Annotated in this window: 21 protein-coding genes; 3 read left to right on the top strand and 18 right to left on the bottom strand. The window is 38.7% G+C overall.

Features of this window, described 5'->3' with window-relative positions:
- Window positions 1-40 precede the first annotated feature (40 nt).
- The 13 genes from RYX56_RS12320 to RYX56_RS12260 form a co-directional block, all read right to left on the bottom strand.
- Window positions 41-631 carry a SpoIIIAH-like family protein gene (locus RYX56_RS12320; RefSeq protein WP_317122325.1) on the bottom strand — a complete coding sequence of 197 codons (591 nt, stop codon included), beginning with the start codon at window positions 629-631 and terminating at the stop codon, window positions 41-43.
- 3 nt (window positions 632-634) lie between these two features.
- Entirely contained in the window at window positions 635-1,303 is a 669-nt protein-coding gene (spoIIIAG, locus tag RYX56_RS12315) for a stage III sporulation protein AG (protein ID WP_317122324.1), read from the bottom strand.
- A gap of 5 nt (window positions 1,304-1,308) precedes the next feature.
- Window positions 1,309-1,950, bottom strand: coding sequence for a stage III sporulation protein AF (spoIIIAF, locus tag RYX56_RS12310; RefSeq protein WP_317122323.1), 642 nt, complete (start codon window positions 1,948-1,950; stop codon window positions 1,309-1,311).
- A gap of 16 nt (window positions 1,951-1,966) precedes the next feature.
- Complete coding sequence (spoIIIAE, locus tag RYX56_RS12305) at window positions 1,967-3,151, bottom strand: stage III sporulation protein AE (protein WP_317122395.1); 1,185 nt, start codon at window positions 3,149-3,151, stop codon at window positions 1,967-1,969.
- Window positions 3,152-3,187: 36 nt separating this feature from the next.
- Window positions 3,188-3,580 carry a stage III sporulation protein AD gene (spoIIIAD, locus tag RYX56_RS12300; protein WP_317122394.1) on the bottom strand — a complete coding sequence of 131 codons (393 nt, stop codon included), beginning with the start codon at window positions 3,578-3,580 and terminating at the stop codon, window positions 3,188-3,190.
- A 14-nt stretch (window positions 3,581-3,594) separates the two neighbouring features.
- Complete coding sequence (gene spoIIIAC / locus RYX56_RS12295; RefSeq protein WP_031311554.1) at window positions 3,595-3,801, bottom strand: stage III sporulation protein AC; 207 nt, start codon at window positions 3,799-3,801, stop codon at window positions 3,595-3,597.
- 28 nt (window positions 3,802-3,829) lie between these two features.
- Window positions 3,830-4,342 (bottom strand): stage III sporulation protein SpoIIIAB, encoded by a 513-nt coding sequence (spoIIIAB, locus tag RYX56_RS12290; protein WP_317122322.1) that lies wholly within the window; start codon window positions 4,340-4,342, stop codon window positions 3,830-3,832.
- Entirely contained in the window at window positions 4,339-5,271 is a 933-nt protein-coding gene (gene spoIIIAA, locus RYX56_RS12285; RefSeq protein ID WP_317122321.1) for a stage III sporulation protein AA, read from the bottom strand. The genes spoIIIAB and spoIIIAA overlap by 4 nt, the downstream gene beginning before the upstream one ends.
- A gap of 15 nt (window positions 5,272-5,286) precedes the next feature.
- The gene (locus tag RYX56_RS12280) at window positions 5,287-5,568 is read right to left on the bottom strand and encodes a YqhV family protein (RefSeq protein WP_317122320.1); all 282 of its coding nucleotides are present in this window, start codon (window positions 5,566-5,568) and stop codon (window positions 5,287-5,289) included.
- Window positions 5,569-5,681: 113 nt separating this feature from the next.
- The gene (gene efp / locus RYX56_RS12275) at window positions 5,682-6,239 is read right to left on the bottom strand and encodes an elongation factor P (protein ID WP_317122319.1); all 558 of its coding nucleotides are present in this window, start codon (window positions 6,237-6,239) and stop codon (window positions 5,682-5,684) included.
- A gap of 90 nt (window positions 6,240-6,329) precedes the next feature.
- Window positions 6,330-7,400 carry a M24 family metallopeptidase gene (locus tag RYX56_RS12270; RefSeq protein ID WP_317122318.1) on the bottom strand — a complete coding sequence of 357 codons (1,071 nt, stop codon included), beginning with the start codon at window positions 7,398-7,400 and terminating at the stop codon, window positions 6,330-6,332.
- 1 nt (window position 7,401) lies between these two features.
- Window positions 7,402-7,836, bottom strand: coding sequence for a type II 3-dehydroquinate dehydratase (gene aroQ, locus RYX56_RS12265; RefSeq protein ID WP_317122317.1), 435 nt, complete (start codon window positions 7,834-7,836; stop codon window positions 7,402-7,404).
- A gap of 113 nt (window positions 7,837-7,949) precedes the next feature.
- Window positions 7,950-8,468 (bottom strand): YqhR family membrane protein, encoded by a 519-nt coding sequence (locus RYX56_RS12260; protein ID WP_317122316.1) that lies wholly within the window; start codon window positions 8,466-8,468, stop codon window positions 7,950-7,952.
- 268 nt (window positions 8,469-8,736) lie between these two features.
- Here RYX56_RS12260 and RYX56_RS12255 point away from each other — a divergent pair, with 268 nt between their 5' ends.
- A complete protein-coding gene (locus RYX56_RS12255; protein ID WP_053073975.1) occupies window positions 8,737-9,150 on the top strand; it encodes an SA1362 family protein in 414 nt (137 codons plus the stop codon).
- Between the two features lie 14 nt (window positions 9,151-9,164).
- Here the strand turns inward: RYX56_RS12255 and RYX56_RS12250 are convergent, their stop codons facing one another.
- From RYX56_RS12250 to RYX56_RS12235, 4 genes are all read right to left on the bottom strand, one after another.
- On the bottom strand, window positions 9,165-10,061 hold the full coding sequence (locus RYX56_RS12250; protein ID WP_317122315.1) for a patatin-like phospholipase family protein: 897 nt from the start codon (window positions 10,059-10,061) through the stop codon (window positions 9,165-9,167).
- 109 nt (window positions 10,062-10,170) lie between these two features.
- Window positions 10,171-10,596, bottom strand: a complete 426-nt coding sequence (gene mntR / locus RYX56_RS12245; protein WP_317122314.1) for a transcriptional regulator MntR — start codon at window positions 10,594-10,596, stop codon at window positions 10,171-10,173.
- Between the two features lie 138 nt (window positions 10,597-10,734).
- Complete coding sequence (splB, locus tag RYX56_RS12240; RefSeq protein ID WP_317122313.1) at window positions 10,735-11,760, bottom strand: spore photoproduct lyase; 1,026 nt, start codon at window positions 11,758-11,760, stop codon at window positions 10,735-10,737.
- Between the two features lie 107 nt (window positions 11,761-11,867).
- Window positions 11,868-14,426, bottom strand: a complete 2,559-nt coding sequence (locus tag RYX56_RS12235; protein ID WP_317122312.1) for a vitamin B12-dependent ribonucleotide reductase — start codon at window positions 14,424-14,426, stop codon at window positions 11,868-11,870.
- A gap of 428 nt (window positions 14,427-14,854) precedes the next feature.
- On the opposite strand from RYX56_RS12235, the gene dat reads away from it, so the two are divergent.
- Window positions 14,855-15,688: a D-amino-acid transaminase gene (gene dat, locus RYX56_RS12230; RefSeq protein ID WP_317122311.1), complete on the top strand. Its 834-nt coding sequence runs from the start codon at window positions 14,855-14,857 to the stop codon at window positions 15,686-15,688.
- Between the two features lie 45 nt (window positions 15,689-15,733).
- Here the strand turns inward: dat and RYX56_RS12225 are convergent, their stop codons facing one another.
- Window positions 15,734-16,567, bottom strand: a complete 834-nt coding sequence (locus RYX56_RS12225; RefSeq protein WP_439108488.1) for a lipoate--protein ligase family protein — start codon at window positions 16,565-16,567, stop codon at window positions 15,734-15,736.
- A 197-nt stretch (window positions 16,568-16,764) separates the two neighbouring features.
- Between RYX56_RS12225 and RYX56_RS12220 the strand changes: the two genes are divergently transcribed.
- The gene (locus RYX56_RS12220; protein ID WP_317122309.1) at window positions 16,765-17,142 is read left to right on the top strand and encodes a rhodanese-like domain-containing protein; all 378 of its coding nucleotides are present in this window, start codon (window positions 16,765-16,767) and stop codon (window positions 17,140-17,142) included.
- Window positions 17,143-17,165: the final 23 nt, after the last annotated feature.

Below are 17,165 nucleotides of genomic sequence, written 5' to 3'. Positions count from 1 at the left end.
AAAAAGACATCAGCTAGATTAGTAGCTGATGTCTTTACTATTATTCGTGACTTACGACCACGCTTTTTCCATTTCCAAGTTGATCTGTTACCATATCCATAATTTCAACTGTTTGGGCCCCTGTTAATTCTTCAGCTTGCACAATGACTTTAACTTCTTGACCTTCAGACATAACAAGTACATCATTAAATCCTTTTGTTTTAATTAATGTTTCAAGCATTGATTCTTGTTGAGATAATGCTAGTAGCTCCATGCTCTTCTCATGTGCTTCTACTACTTTATCAGCAGGCACATCGCTAGCTGCACGAACTTTTGTGTATTCTTCTGCCATACGATCGCGATTCTCTTGAAGCTCCATGCGCATCGTCGCAAAAAATTCACTACCACTCATTGAATTCACTTCTGTACCAATGTCTTCTCCAGCCTCATCAACCGTTTCAAACTCTTCGACAACATTGACCACGACATCTTCCGAATCCCCAGTTTCCTGCTGTCCCTCACTTACTTCTTGATCCTCAACAAATGCTACATCAACTGTTGTTTGCCCCGGTGTCATTAAGTAATACGCAGATAATACCACAATTAAACTAAGCATTGTTAACAACCATACTGTTTGTTTTTTCAAGACCATTCTTTATTCCTCCTCAACTTTTTTAGGCATGACACTTACTCGGTGAGATGGTACATCTAGAACTCGACTAACTGCTTCAATCACCCAAGACTTCACTTGTGCATTTTCTACACCTTCAGCAACAACTAAGACGCCTCTTATTGTTGGCTTTTCCTTTGCTACAAGGACCGGCTCTTCTTTGTCACCACTACGTACAATCACCAGTTGTTCATCTTTAGTGACATCATCAACAGTTCGCGTCCCCCCCTCACGATCCGTTTCATTCGTATTTTGTTGTCTAGCATTGATGTTTTTTTCATAGATGTTTCGCTCGGATTCAGCTAAATTAATCATCACCGAGACGTCACTCAAACCAACAATTTGCTCTAGCGTGTCGCGTAATTGATTTTCATAGCGCATCTCGTAATCTTCCATCGAATAAGGTTCAGGTTTTTCGTTTCTACCAAATACTTCGGTATCTTCCTCTGTTTCCTTATCGTTAAAGACAGGTAAGGATTGTGCTTGATCCATTGGTTGGTTGGTTAGAAGGTTACCAGCAATCATTAAAGCAATTCCCACACATCCGATAAGAACTACATAATGGAGAGGTAATTTTCGCTTTTTTTGACCTGCATCTGGCTTTTTTAATATTTTACTTAACCATTGGCGATCCTTCTGTTCATGTTGACTCATTCTGCTTATTCCCCTCCTTCCCACGCTAGCGAAATCATTTCTTCTGGAACTTCCCAATTGGTTGAAAGAAAGGTACGTATCGAGGATAGATCCATCTTTACCTCTACACTTTCTTGTGGAATGGGTCGAGTCGTATCAATCTTCACAACGCTGACCGGAGATACCGCGTTATTTTCTTGGTCACTAGGGACTTCTTTCCCAAATTCATGTAAATGAACAATGACCTCTTCTACGTCCTCTGCAGTCGGCGTCTGATTAACCGACTCAGCCATTTTTACTTCCACCCGAGCGATAGACACATCATGTTGCTCCCTTAACGTATCTTTCACTTCATTTTCCAATTGGACAGCCATCTGTTCTGAAATATATGCACGAAGTCCGAGCTCTATATCACTTTTTTGTAAATTTATTTCATCTTCCAGCGACTTTTCCATTTGGTTTGAATGTTGAGTAATCGAAACAAGCCATTGGTCGACATCCTTTGTCAAAATTGATAATAAAGGCTGCAAAATCATGACTAATAATAATAACCCTACAACCATTTTCACATAACGTTGCAAAACTGAATTCGGGATCATTAGCTCTAAAATAGTAGCCAATAAGATAAGAAGTATGATATTGGTTATCCAGCTTGTTAGGAAATCCATGACAGACCCCTTTCTCTCACCTGATCATGAAGGATAGATTACCAGCTGCTACCATAATGGTAATCGCTAAGAAAAACATTAAACATACAATGGCTAACGCTGCAAAAACGTAGATGACTGCCTTTCCGATGATGGATAAACATTCAATTATGGGGCCTCCACCTAATGGTTGTAAGATGGCAGCTGACAAATTAAAGATAATAGCTAAAGATAAAATTTTTATCGCTGGAAATGCACAAAGCATGAGTAGTATGGCTAAGCCTGCTATTCCTACTGTATTTTTGAGTAATAAAGAAGCGCTCATAACCGTATCTGCTGCATCAGTGAACATCCGTCCTATGACTGGTACAAAGTTACCTGCGATAAATTTAGCCGTTCGTACTGTAATTCCATCAGCGACAGCTGTAGACGCCCCTTGCACAGAAATAACACCTAAAAAGACGGTTAAGAAGACACCAAGAGCACCAACTGCGATCGTTCGTAAAAAATTTGCTAGTTTCGTCACTTTATAATGATCTGTTAATGTACTCACAATCCCCAACACAGCCGATAAGAATAATAAAGGAAGAACAATAAATTGAATTAATAATCCACTCGTATGAACTAGAAAAATGATCAGCGGATGAAATAAAGCTGCTGATGTGATGGAACCAACCGCCGCCATGATTGCTAATAGTAAAGGGAGGAGAGCGATCATAAAGTGAATCATGTTATTTATGGCATCCTGGGCATATGAAATGGCTACATGAAAGCTGTTTAGTGCAATGATCATTAAGACCATGTACGTAATCGCATAAGCCACTTTGCTTATAGTATGTTGTTCAAAAGCATTCTGGAGCGACTGTAAAATCATACAAAAAATGGTTAGTAAAATGAGCGTTCCGAGTAGTTTGCCGTTCACAATTAATTCATGAAGCAGATAACGCACAAGTCCAATTCCCCACTCTTTAAAGGAAAACTGCTTGTCTCCTTTTACAAACTCTAGAAAACTTCCTTTTTGGCTCTCAGGTAAAAACCCACCATACTCTGTCGAGATCTCCTCCCAGTAGCTTCTAATTTCATCAAGTTGCAACATTTCTAATTGTTTTTCCACAAAGGTATTCTCATCAACTGGTTCCTCCCCGTTTGATTCAGCATGCGCATCCATTGGTAGTAGTAAAAACAGGGTAAGAAGAAGGATGGTTGATATGGTTTGCTTCATCATCTCATCCCTCCCTTCTTGTATTATTTCTATGGATTATGATGTAGGAAGCAATGCTAAAACCATTTCAATGACTGCCGTGAGTATGGGGATGGCCATTACCAAGATGAGAATTTTTCCCGCAAGCTCAATTTTAGTAGCGATTGCAGCTTGTCCGGCATCCTTTGCAATTTGAGCACCGAATTCGGCAATATAGGCAATGCCGATTATTTTAAGAATAGTTTGTAAATAAACCATATTAATTTGGGCATTTGTTGCGATTTGTTCGAGCATCGTTATAATTTTAGTGATTTCATCTACTAAAAATAAAAAAATAACTACGCCAACGAACACGGTTAACAAAAAGGCAAACATCGGCTTTTGTTCTTTCACTACAAGGGCAAGGAAGGTTGCGATTAGTCCCAGGCCCACAATTTGAATAATATCAATCGCAACTCACCTCCCTAACCTTGAAACAAAAAAACAGTCCTTATTTTCTGGAACAAGTCATCAACAATGGTTGCAACCATATATAAGACAACCACAAATCCAATTAATGTTACCCAGTGAGCCCAATCTTCTTTTCCCATTTGTTTTAATACGGTATGAATCATAGCAACGACTATTCCTATTCCTGCGATTTGAAAAATCGTGTTCACATCATACACGATGTTCTCCTCCTCCTATAAACCGCTACTATTACATCAGTAAAATAACGATTAGTAATCCTGTTAAAAATCCTAAACTTTTGACCATTCGTTCGTAGCGATGCTGGCGGTCTCTTGCTTCCCCTTCTTCTCTTTCTAAATGAGCAAGCGTTAATTTAATTTGTTTTTGTTGCTGTTCGCGATCATGTTGGCCAAGCGTTTGACCAAATTGCTTAAGGATTTCTTGTTCATTTTGTAAAAGGGAAGTGAGCGACCACATCTCTTTTATGCTTTCTTCCCAAGCAACATAAGCAGGTTGTTCCGTTTGTTTTAGCTTGTATGCAAAATGTTCAAACAAGTAACAAATGGGCTTTGGCGTTTGTTTAGCTAAGTGCTTAGAAGCTTGTGCTAGAGGGGTCAAGCCGTATAAGATTTCAGCTTCTAGAGATTGGATAGCTACTTTCAACTGCCTTAGTTGCCTTGGTCGTTCACTTAATCTCCTAGCTAACTCAAACCCGACCGCTGTTGTGACAATGATGATAAGAAGTGCCCCTAGCAATTTCATGGATACTTCACCGTCATTTTCTCGTTGATTCGACGGACCCTCTTCACAACTCCTGGCTTTGTTGTCCTTGTTAACTCGATGCAACGATCAAATGCACCAAATTGAAATAATTCACTGATTGCAGGCCGTTTTAGAACATCTTCTAAGGTGAAACCATGTGCTGTGGTCATAACTTTGACCCCAGCGTGAGTAGCTTCTTGAATCGCTATTACATCTTCTTTTCTACCTATCTCATCTACAATTAATACATCCGGACTCATTGAACGAATCATCATCATCATTCCTTCTGCTTTCGGACAACCATCTAACACATCAATTCTTGCTCCTAGATGATGTTGCGGAACTCCTCTCATACTTGCAGCGATTTCAGAACGTTCATCGACAATCCCTACCTTCAGTGGAGCAATCTGCCTCACTGCAACACCTTCACTAATTAACCTTGCTAAATCACGAAGCAGGGTTGTTTTCCCTGTTTGAGGAGGACCAATTAATAACGTATTAAGCCATCTACCATCATACAAATCATGAACTAAACGTTCTGCGACTCCAATTGTTTGCCTAGCAATTCGAATGTTATAGGAGCTAACATCGCGAATGGTTTTTACTTCACCTTTTTCTAGAATGACTTTTCCTGCAAGACCAACACGATGTCCTCCTCGAATGGTTATAAAACCCTTCTTCATTTCTTCTTCAAACGCATAAAGTGAATGTTGACTTAACTGACTTAATAACTGTTGTCCATCTTTAGGCTCGACAATGTACATCGCTCCATTTTCTTCTGGATAATAAGGTTTACCATGAACAATCACTTCAAGCGGGCGAGAGATGCGTATACGAATTTCTTCAATATCTTCCTTAATAGCCAAAGGAAGTTGTTGTAGAATTGTTCGAATCGGTTGTGACACAACTGGTAGAATATCTTTTAGCACAACTCTCCCCCCTCTCTATTTACGAAGTCCAATTAATATCAATACGACCCCTGCTCCTATGAAAAGAAATTTCCCCACCGACAACCGATCGGATAAACCAGTTAGCCCTATTAGTATGGAAGAAATAAAGATAGTAGGTCCGATAATGGCTAACATGGCATTAATGGCCACTGCCTTTTCAACACTATTTAACTTCAACATTATAGTAGCTGCTGAAATTTCAATAAGACCAGAGAGAAATCTTAGTCCAACCATAGCCAAAAGTGCAGCTTCTATTGATAAAAACCATGTTTTCAACTTCTTCACCTCTGCATAGCTCGCTTTGTACAACCTATGAGATCTTATGCCAATTCAGAACAAAAAAAGACGAGCACACTTTTGATCAAGTGTGCTCGTCTTACTATTTTTTATTATGCTCTTGACATATAAGAAGAACTACGTGTATCGATTAGAAGAATGTCGCCTTGGTTAATAAAGAATGGAACCTGAACGGTTAAGCCTGTTTCAAGTGTTGCAGGCTTTGTTCCGCCTGAAGCTGTATCGCCTTTAATACCTGGCTCTGTTTCTGTCACTTCAAGTTCAACTGTATTAGGAACTTCTACTCCTAGAGTTTCACCTTGGTACGACATAATTTGAACTTCCATGTTCTCTTTAAGAAATTTAAGTTCATGCTCAATTTGAGAAGTGGGTAATTCAATTTGTTCAAATGATTGATTATCCATGAAATTGTGCATGTCTCCACTAGCATATAGATAAGCCATACGACGGTTTTCAATATGGGCTTTAGAAACCTTTTCACCAGCACGAAATGTTTTCTCTTGAACAGCTCCCGTACGTAGGTTACGAAGCTTAGAACGGACAAATGCCGCTCCTTTACCTGGTTTTACATGTTGGAAATCAATGACTTGCCAAATTCCATTGTCAACTTCAATTGTTAATCCTGTTTTAAAATCATTTACTGAAATCATAATTATCTTCCTCCATCTTTCCACCTTTTTCTAAAGTGGGCAATCACAATCTTTACTATACCATAGCCGAATCAAAGTTTCCTGTAGATTTTATACCCCAACAGTTAAAAGTTCTTTTGTAGACTTAGTAAATGATTGATTTCCATTCTCTGTAATTAGTGTATCGTCCTCAATTCTTGTACCACCGACACCCGCAACGTAAATACCTGGCTCTACCGTAACAATCATTCCAGGTTCAAGGATCGTTTCTGATTTAACAGAAAGGGAAGGCCCTTCATGTACTTCCATTCCTAGACCATGACCCGTTGAGTGTCCAAAATACTCACCATAACCCTTCTCTGTAATATAATCACGAGTAAGAGCATCTGCTTGTTTCCCAGTTATACCAGGTTTTATTCCTTCCATACCACGTAATTGAGCTTCTAAAACGGTATGGTAAATAGTTTTTAATTCATCACTCACTTCACCTACAGCAAGTGTTCTTGTGATGTCTGAGCAGTATCCTTTATAATAAGCACCGAAATCTAGAGTAACGAGTTCTCCTTTATCAATGATTTTCTCACTTGCCACACCATGAGGGAGAGCAGAACGATAACCTGAAGCTACGATAATATCAAATGAAGAACTCGCAGCGCCTTGTTTACGCATGAAGAATTCAAGTTCATTAGAAACTTCAAGCTCTGATAGGCCTGGGCGGATAAATGTTGTAATATGTTGGAACGCAGCATCCGCTATTTCAGCCGCATCTGAAATAAGTTTAATTTCAGCGGAATCTTTTATCAAGCGAAGTTTCTCAATTAAGCCAGATACCGGAATAAGTGTAGCTGATTCAATGAATTTGCTATAGAGCTGATGTGCTTCATATGTAAGTTGTGATTGTTCAAATCCTAATGTCTTAACCTTTAATAACTCTACTTGCTTAGCTACCTCTTCAAAAATAGGTCCTGAATGTTGAACAATATCGAATCCCTTTGCTTGTTCTCGGGCTTGTTCCATATAACGAAAATCTGTAATAAAAACGGCTGCTGATTGTGTTACTATCGCGACTCCGGCCGTTCCAGTAAACGTTGTCATATACTGACGGTTGTGAGCACTTGTAATTAATAAGCCATCTACTTCTGCATGTTTCAATTGCTCTCTTAACGCTTCAACTCGTTTCATATTATTCCTCTCCTTTTGCAAGCGCGGTTAAAGCTAGGACGTAACCATATAATCCCAACCCAACAATTTGACCTTTTGTCACAGGTGATACAACGGAATGGTGACGAAACGCCTCACGTCTGTGAACATTGGAGATATGAACTTCAATCACTGGTAAATCAACACTGGCAATTGCATCACGAATAGCATAGCTATAATGAGTAAAGGCACCTGGGTTGATAATAATACCATCTGCTTCATCAACCGAACGATGAATACAGTCAATTAATTCCCCTTCGTGATTTGACTGCATGCAGCTTACTTCAACCTCTAAATCAATAGCTGTTTTTGTTAATAATGCTTCTAGGTCCCCTAACGTCTCATGACCATATACTGATGGTTCCCGCTTACCTAAGCGATTTAAGTTCGGTCCATTAATCACAATAAAACGTTTCATACAAATCCCCTCACTTTTATGACACGATATACCCGCGTTTAGCTTACTTCTTATTAAGTGTAACATTTCCCAATGGATTATAGGAAGAAGTTAGCAGGGTTTGTACAAAATATTTAGTCTTCTTTAGGATCTTCCTGATTGTCAGATAAACCATGATGTTGTTCCGCATATTCATACGAAACTGAATAGCCAATAAAGACACCATATAATAGATAGAGACAAATAGAGGTTACGATCGTATTTGAATCTAAATTCTGAACGGATTTCAACCCAGGAAAGAATGGATTCAGCACATAAAAAACGAGTCCCCATAAAATCAAGCCGAAACCGAGACCCGCCCATACGCTCAGCACTTTTTGTAAAATAGCTTTATACAAAAATGCTACCCCAATTGATAAAATGGCAATAACTAGTACACCTAACCATTGTCCAAGATGGGTTTCTTTCCATCCTCCAAAAGCCCATGGCATAAATACGAGTGCCGGACCTACTCGAATAAAATTAAAGTAAAAGGCAAAATAACCAACTAACGACCAAATCAGCCCACCAAAAAATCCGATTAATACCACTTTTGTAGGAAAAGACATTTGTTGTTCTGCTTCATGTTGTTCTAGCTGTTCACGTTGTTCCATTCATAGCACCTCCATCCCTAGTATGTCCAGAGGAATAAACGCTTCATCCAAAAATTTAGTGAAATTCCAAATCAGTCGAATGAATAGGTTTTTATTTGTGTAGAATGTAAGGGTGATGGATTTACAATAGAGGAATTAAGACAATTCGTGTAGAATAAAACATATAACGATTGTTTGAAAATCCTCCCTAAAGGGAAATGAATAGAAATTACATGCTGTCGTTAGTTTCATCATGATCTTATTTACTTTTTCATGGAGGTGAGCTCGTATGCAACGTACTATGCAGATGATTGTTTTAGCTGTCGTTGCTTTAGCTGTTATTGGACTGGGTTATCAAATGATTTACAATCCGATCGGGTTGTTAACGCGAGTCTTATTTATCGCCGGTTTTGTCGCCGTCATTTTCTTCTTGTATCGTCTTTATCTTGCTAAACGTTTTGGAACGAGTATTTGGCCGAAGCGTCAAGGACCGAGTCGATCACAACTAAAAAAAGCAAAGCGTACCAGTACAGCTAGTAGACCTACATCTCCTAGAAATGCATCATTCTTCAGATCAACAAGTGGTACTGCAGTAAAGAAAAAATCTCCACTTCCTAAATCACCTATAAAAAAACGACCTGAACACAATTTTACTGTTATTGAAGGAAAAAAGAATAAGAAAAAGAATCGAGCTCTCTTTTAAAGCTCGATTCTTTTTTAATAGCGCCATCCTCGTAGGAATTGCTCAGTCTCTATGCGTCCAAGGTTCATCAATTTTTCTTTTTCCTGTTCTGACATTTCAAAATCCGTTGCACTGACATCCATTACAGGTATAAATACAATATTTTTAGCATGATCTGCTGCAATATATCTCGTATCATGTGCCTTTGTCATTGTGTCAAACAATGCTCTATATAATGCAATCGCATTTTTTATATCATTTGGTTGTACTTGATCAAGTGAAGGAGAGAGTTGAAACCCAATAACAGGTCGTCTCCACTTCTTTGTCTTACCGTCCATAAACAACCACATCGGAAAGTTACTTAAGATCCCGCCATCCACTACATAGGAACGTGCTCCATTCTTTGTTCGATCGTAAATTTTTACAGGCTCGAAAAAAAATGGGATGCTACAACTCATTCTCACGGCCCTTGCCACAGAAAACTTTTCAGGTATTTGTCCATATAAGGGTAAGTCATCTGGCAGTACAATTAATCGATTCTGAGATAGATCTGATGCTATGATGCGAAGTGAGTCTTTCGGTAGATCCGCAAATGTTTTAATTCCCTTTTTTTGAAGAACACAACTTAGCCAAGCTTCAAGAGCATCCCCTTTATAAATGCCTAGCTTAAAATACATATGAATCCATTTGGCAACTGGAAAGGGTAACCAAGACATGCGCTCATCTTTGAATGCTTCGATATCTAATTCATTCAGTAATGAAAGGAGCTCCTTGCTTGTATATCCAGCTTTAATTAAGGCAGCCACGATAGAACCTGCACTTGTACCAGCTATTCGAGTGAATTCATACCCTCTTTCCTCCATTACATCTAGCGCACCTACGAACGCATAGGCTTTCACTCCACCACCTGCAAACACACCATCAATCTTCATGATGATCATCCCCCCACTACGTTACCTTATGTAGGAACCTGCTTGGTTCTTTCCAATAAAATGAGTAAATGAATCTACATAAAAAAACAACCATAGCAAATGGCTATGGTCATTGTTCTTCCTCATTCTTTTTTTGTACTTCTCTCAATGCCTCAATTCTGCGCTCGTCTTCTTGAAAGAATTGTACCAGATCACCAATTCGATCAATCGCATCCCAACTGAGATGGTGTTCAATCCCTTCAACATCTTGATAAATATGCTCTGCTTCAACACCAATTAACTTCATAAAATCCTCTAATAATTCATGTCGATACACAAGACGTTTCCCAACTTTTTTCCCTTTAGCGGTTAAAACTAATCCTCTGTATCTTTCATAAATAAGATAATCACTCTTATCAAGCTTTTGTACCATTTTCGTTACAGAAGAAGGGTGTACCTCCAGTGCCTCTGCAATATCTGATACTCTAGCGTACCCTTTGTCTTCTATTAAGATATAAATTCGCTCTAAATAATCTTCCATGCTAGGTGTCGGCATAAGGGTCCCCTCCAATTAATCAACAAACACGTAAGAGACGCGTTTGCCCACCGTCAACTCGTACATTATCCATCATTTCTATATTACTACAGAAGGGGAGCATGAGACAATGTTCTTTATACCTTAACTTTGGGTCACTTACGTAAAGTATTCAATTTTAGCTTCAGGGAAAAAACGTTCAATATAGGTTTGTATGGTCTCTTTTAAGGGGCCGGCTTCCTCATCCTTATAGACATACTTTCCTCTTCCATACCTCCCCCACTTGTACTTACGTTCTTCCTCGTTCATCTCTAATTTAGTTTTCGGGTAACGTTTTTGTATGACACGCTTTGCCGTTTTAGTAAATCGATGTTGGATCATCTCGAAGGTCAAATCCTTTTTAGCATAATGAGGCAAAGTTGCTTCTAAACGTTCAAATAAATCCAAATAACCCTTCTCCCAATCATCATGTAAAATCAGAGGCGCTACGATGAATCCTAAAGGATAATCTGCCTTAGCTACTTTTCCAGCAGCTTCAATTCGTTCTAAAAAAGAAGAGGTCCCGGGTTCAAAGCTTTTAATAACATGATCAGAATTCACACTAAATCGAAAACGAGTATTCCCATTATGCTTTGCATCAAGCAAGTGATCGACATGGTTGTATTTTGTCACAAAACGTAAGCGTCCATTATCCGTTCGTCCTATATGTTCAATCGTCTTCTTTAACGAGTGTGTTAAATGGTCAATTCCAACGATATCTGATGTACAAGCTGCCTCAAACCGAGTAATTTCAGTTCCTCGCTCTTCTATGTACTTATCAGCTGCATCGAAAATTTCATCTAAATTCACATACGTTCTTATATATGGTTTATCTCCAAGTGTTGTTTGCAAATAACAATAATGACAATGTCCCATACAGCCTGTAGCTAGTGGAATCGCGTATTCAGCTGAAGGCTTGGATGTATCGAACTTTAAAGTCTTTCTAACACCAACAACCAATGTTGATTTAGCATTACGATACTTCTGTAGATCGTTTTCTCCTGGAATATTTCTTACTTGATTGTGGGAAGTCGTCTCTCTAATTTCAACATCCATCTTTTCAAATTTTTCTTTCAATGTTTTACCTAAAGGGTAATTTAGTGCTCCTGGTTCAAAATAAACAAGTTGTGGTGAGAATGGTTTCATTATCTCTCCTCCTTTTTTTTTAGAATGTACAAAAGACAAGAGAACATGATGACATTATTTAGGACAAAAAAAAGATGAGCAACATGCCCATCTTTTTTTATATAAAATTACAATCCGCATTTAAGTTGTGCACCACAACTTGTACATGTATTACATCCACCAAGATCTTCTACTTGACCTTTTCGGCAAACTGGGCAAGTATTCCCAACTTCCGATCCAATTGTTACATTGGTTGATCTGATTTCAGAAATGGTATCAATAAGGACCACTTTACTTTTTTCTGGAACCTGCTCTGTTGTCTTAACTTGATCAAAACTATTGTCTTCAGCTTTTAATGAAAGTACTTGGGCATCACGGCTACCATCTACATACACCGTGCCCCCTTTAGCTCCACCACGGTATAGACGCTCATATACACCTTGAACTTGTTCTACTGTATACCCTTTGGGTGCATTAACGGTTTTGGATAAAGAACTATCTACCCAACGTTGAATAATACACTGAACGTCTGCGTGCGCCTCTGGATTAAGTTCCATCGTTGAAATAAACCACTCTGGTAGCTGATCAGCGCTTGCTTCTGGATTTCTTTGTAAATATTCTTCTACAATTCCAGCTTTCACTTCAATGAACTTTCCAAGACGGCCACTACGGAAGTAAGAGAAGGAGAAGTACGGTTCAAGTCCTGTTGAAACACCGACCATCGTTCCTGTACTTCCTGTTGGAGCAACAGTAAGTAAATGAGAATTACGGATACCATAATCAAGCACGCCTTGACGAATATCTTCAGGCATTTTCTTCATATAACCCGTATTAATAAATGCTTCTCTTAACTTACTTGTTTCTTCATCTGTTTTTCCAACTAGAAATGGAAAACTTCCTTTTTCCTTTGCTAACTCAATACTTGTTCGATAAGCAGTAGCGGCAATGGCCTCAAATACTTGGTCAACAAGCTTATTGCCTTCCTCTGAGCCATATACTGTTTCTGCATAGATTAATAAGTCATGAAGCCCCATGACACCAAGCCCGACACGACGCTCACCTTTAGCTTGCTTTGTGTTCTCTTCAAGGAAATAAGGTGTAGCATCAATAACATTATCTTGCATACGTACGCCTACCTCCACAGTACGCTTTAATTTATCAAAGTTCACTGTTTTGGTTTCCTTATCCGCCATCTCAGCTAAGTTAATCGCAGCTAAATTACAAACTGAAAATGGAGCAAGCGGTTGTTCTCCACACGGATTCGTTGCTACTACTTTTTGACCGTATGCTTTGGCATTCGTCATGTCATTAGCATTATCGATGAAGAAAATTCCTGGCTCGGCACTATACGTTGCACAAATATTAATGAGATTCCAAAGTTCTTTGGCACGGATAAGACGATACGTACGAACGCCATATCCCATGTTCTTCCATTCGCGCACATCTCCAATTTCATGCCAAGTTTCATTGTATGTTTTCATGTCTTCTGCTGAATAGTTTTCTACATCTGGGAAACGAAGAGCGTATTCTTCATCATTTTCAACAGCTTCCATAAATTCTTTTGTTAAGGTGATTGAAATGTTCGCACCCGTTAAAAATTCTGGGTTGTTAACCTGATATGTGCCCCCTGTGATTAGCTTTTCCTCTGCTTCTTGGATCACTTTAGGGTCGAATCCACCATTACCTTCTATTGTCTTGAAATTGACGATTCCTTGATACATGGACTCTTCAATGGTAGTAAGTGGTGTAAAACTTAATTTATCCTTAACTAAACGACGGATTTGCTCATCGCTTGTTTGCTCTAATAAGAAACGTAAAATACGTGGGTTTTGCATTTTAGAAATAATAAACTCTAAAATATCTGGATGCCAATCTGAGAGCATAATCATTTGCGCTCCACGTCTTGACCCACCTTGTTCTACTAGATGAGTCAGTTTTGCAATATCATCAAGCCACGAAACAGAACCAGAAGATTTCCCGTTTACTCCGCGTGCAAGCGTGTTTCTTGGACGCAAGGTAGAACCGTTCGTTCCGACACCACCACCGCGACTCATAATCTCCATCACTTGTTTACGGTGCTCTGAGATCCCTTCACGAGAATCTTTTACAAATGGCATTACATAACAGTTAAAGTATGTTACATCTGTCTCTGCCCCTGCACCATAGAGAACACGTCCTGCAGGTATGAAATTCATATGAACAAGTTCCTGATAGAATTGTTCATATGATTGTTGTCTTCTCTCAGCGGTTTCTTCTACTGAAGCAAGCCCAGTTGCATTCCGTTTAGCGATTTGCTCATAGAACAATTCAAGGGGCTTTTCAATTGTGTCTAGTGAACGCGTCACTAACCCACTTTCCGCTTCTTCTCCCTCTAATACTCCTCTAAACTCTTCATCCACTAATACTTTCGCTTGATTTTGTTCACAATCTAGTTCCACAACAAAGCCATAGCCTCTTGCAGGAAATTTAGGATCTGCTTTAACCGTTAAAACAACGAAGTCTCCTTCTTTTAATGTCTTCTTTTCTGTATCTTTAAATGTATAACGGTCAAGCATCACAAGTCTAGACACACCTTTTTTTGTAATATGCATGTCTTCTGTTATTGGATGAACTTGTGAGAATTGTGCAATGTCTTCATTTAGTGCATCAACATTGACACGCATCACGTTTGTCATCGTCATCGCCATTCATGACTCCTCCTTTATATTCAATCCTTTTCAAATGTCTGCAAATGGAATAGCTTTTGATGCATGTCCATCTCTAAGAATTATATTCTTGGGTAAGTCTACCACAACTCTTTACCCGTATTCAATATATAGTACTCCTTTTTTGAAAATAAACACTATATATTGTGTTAGATTCGTTTTTAATTTAATTTGTCAAACTTGAAACAGCCAAAAAAAGCAAGCATATATGAGTTTAACAGATATTCAATTCGATTTCCCCGTTAATTTGAACCAATTTCTTTGTTGCCAAAAAACCAATCAAGTCAAAGTCTTCATCTAGCTTGATTCGACAAAAACATAAAAAAAGATTGACAAATTTTTTTTATGATGTTCAGATTATGAAGACAATGTTTAGATGAAATGAAAAACATTAGCTGGAGGTTTAACCTATGGATTATGTGCTGAAACAACATGATATTTTACAACGTGATGAAGCTAGTATTGATTTTAATGATCGAGGTTACCACTTTGGTGACGGGATTTATGAAGTGGTACGTACATACAACGGAACACCCTTTGCCTTAGAAGAACACCTCGATCGTTTTTATGAAAGTGCAAAAAAGCTAGATATGGATCTCGCTATCAGCCGTGAAACATTAATTAGTCTGATTAACCAATTAATTTCAAAAAACCAATTAAAGACAGGTATTGTTTACCTTCAAGTCACTAGAGGTGTCCAAGACCGAAATCACCTCTACTCTCGGGAAATTTCTCCCGTCCTCACTGGATATGTTGCATCACTTGATCGCAAACACGAAGTTATGCAAAATGGAATTGACTTGTGGCTTACAAAGGACGTTCGCTGGCTTCGTTGTGATATTAAGACCATTAACCTACTAGGAAATATTATGGCGAAAAGAGAGGCCGCTGACCAAGACTGTCATGAAGCGATTATGCACCGTGATGGAACGGTCACTGAAGGTTCCTCATCAAACTTATTCCTTATCAAAGATGAAACACTTTATACCCATCCTGCAACAAACCTAATCTTAAACGGGATTACAAGACAAGTGGTCATTAAGCTTGCGAAACAAGCTGGATTAAACGTTGTAGAGGAAGCTTTTCCAATAGATGTTTTGGCTATAGCGGATGAAGCCTTCATTACAAGCACCACAATGGAAATTACGCCCGTTCGCTCCATAAAAGGTGACGTCGATGCATCCATACATGTAGGGCCACTGACAAAGAAATTACAAGAAGCATTTAATAACCTTATTTCATAACGACCATTAAAAAAGGCGCTGGATTTTCTCCAGGGCCTTTTCCTGTTATTTACGGTAATTCCAACTATCTTGCTCATATCTAGTTTTTGCAATTTCCCATACTTCAGCATCTTCTTCTGCTGTTAAAGTATAGGGCTCTAAAGTAATGTTTAACCCTTTTTCAAAACCATAATGAAATGCTTGTTTCGCTTCGTCCATCGTTAAAGGTGTTTCTCTTAAAGCGTTAATCGCTACTGCTTTATTTTTGAAGTTCCTCTGCATTCTCTCTCTAACCCGATCACTTGGATAATTAAACAGATCAAACAACTTGTCCTCATCAATATCTAAAATGATTGAACCATGCTGTAAAATAACACCTTTTTGTCTTGTTTGGGCACTTCCAGCGACTTTACGTCCTTCTACTACAAGCTCATACCAAGACGGGGCATCAAAGCACACCGCTGAACGTGGGTTCTTAAGTGCATTTTTTTCTTCATCCGTACGAGGAACTGCAAAGTAAGCATCAAGTCCTACTTTTTTGAAACCTTCAAGTATCCCTTCAGAAATCACTCTATACGCCTCAGTTACAGTTGCAGGCATCGCAGGATGTTTTTCTGAAACGACTACACTATATGTAAGTTCTTGATCATGCAAGACCCCTCTTCCACCGGTCGGTCTTCTGACAAACCCTAATCCATATTGCTTAACTGCTTCCATATTTACTTCTTTTTCTACTTTTTGAAAATAGCCAATTGATAATGTTGCCGGGTCCCATCCATAAAACCTAATCGTTGGGGGAATCTTCCCTTTACTATGCCATTCAAGTAATGCTTCATCTAAAGCCATATTATAAGCAGGTGAACAATTACCTGAATCAATAAAACGCCATGTTTCGTTCATATCCATCGCTTCTTTCTATATTCATTCGTCAAAGTTCCAACTAAGTGTAACAAAACCATAGAAAAGAACCAAGTGGATTGACTGTTTAAACTGTGTCCATTTTAGAGAGATTGTTATAATGCAATTGCTAAATGAGCATGAGATGATTATAATTTAACTAGAATGATTGTCTATGCAGAAGGAGTGTACGGAGATTTATGATGATTTACTTATGGCTCATACTACTAGCGCTTGTTATTTTTGCAGTATTTAAACGTTTCTATACGCCAAAATACTTAACAACACTAACGCAAGAGGATTTTATTAAAGGATATCGCAAAGCGCAGCTAATCGATGTTCGTGAACCACGTGAATACGAGGGCGGTCATATTCTTGGCTCCCGTAATATTCCAATGTCCCAAATGCGCCAACGTATGAATGAAGTACGTGTCGACCAACCTGTTTACCTATACTGCCAATCAGGAGCTAGAAGTAGACAAGCTGCTCAGTTTTTAAAGAAAAAGCGCGGTGTACAAGAAATCTACCATCTACAAGGTGGCTTCAAGAAGTGGACGGGGAAAATCAAAAAGAAATAAGATAAAAAGAGGCTGAGATATCT

It is taken from the genome of Alkalihalophilus lindianensis, assembly GCF_032843265.1.
Lineage (GTDB): Bacteria > Bacillota > Bacilli > Bacillales > Bacillaceae_D > Alkalihalophilus > Alkalihalophilus lindianensis.
This window is presented reverse-complemented; position numbering and strand designations above follow the sequence as displayed.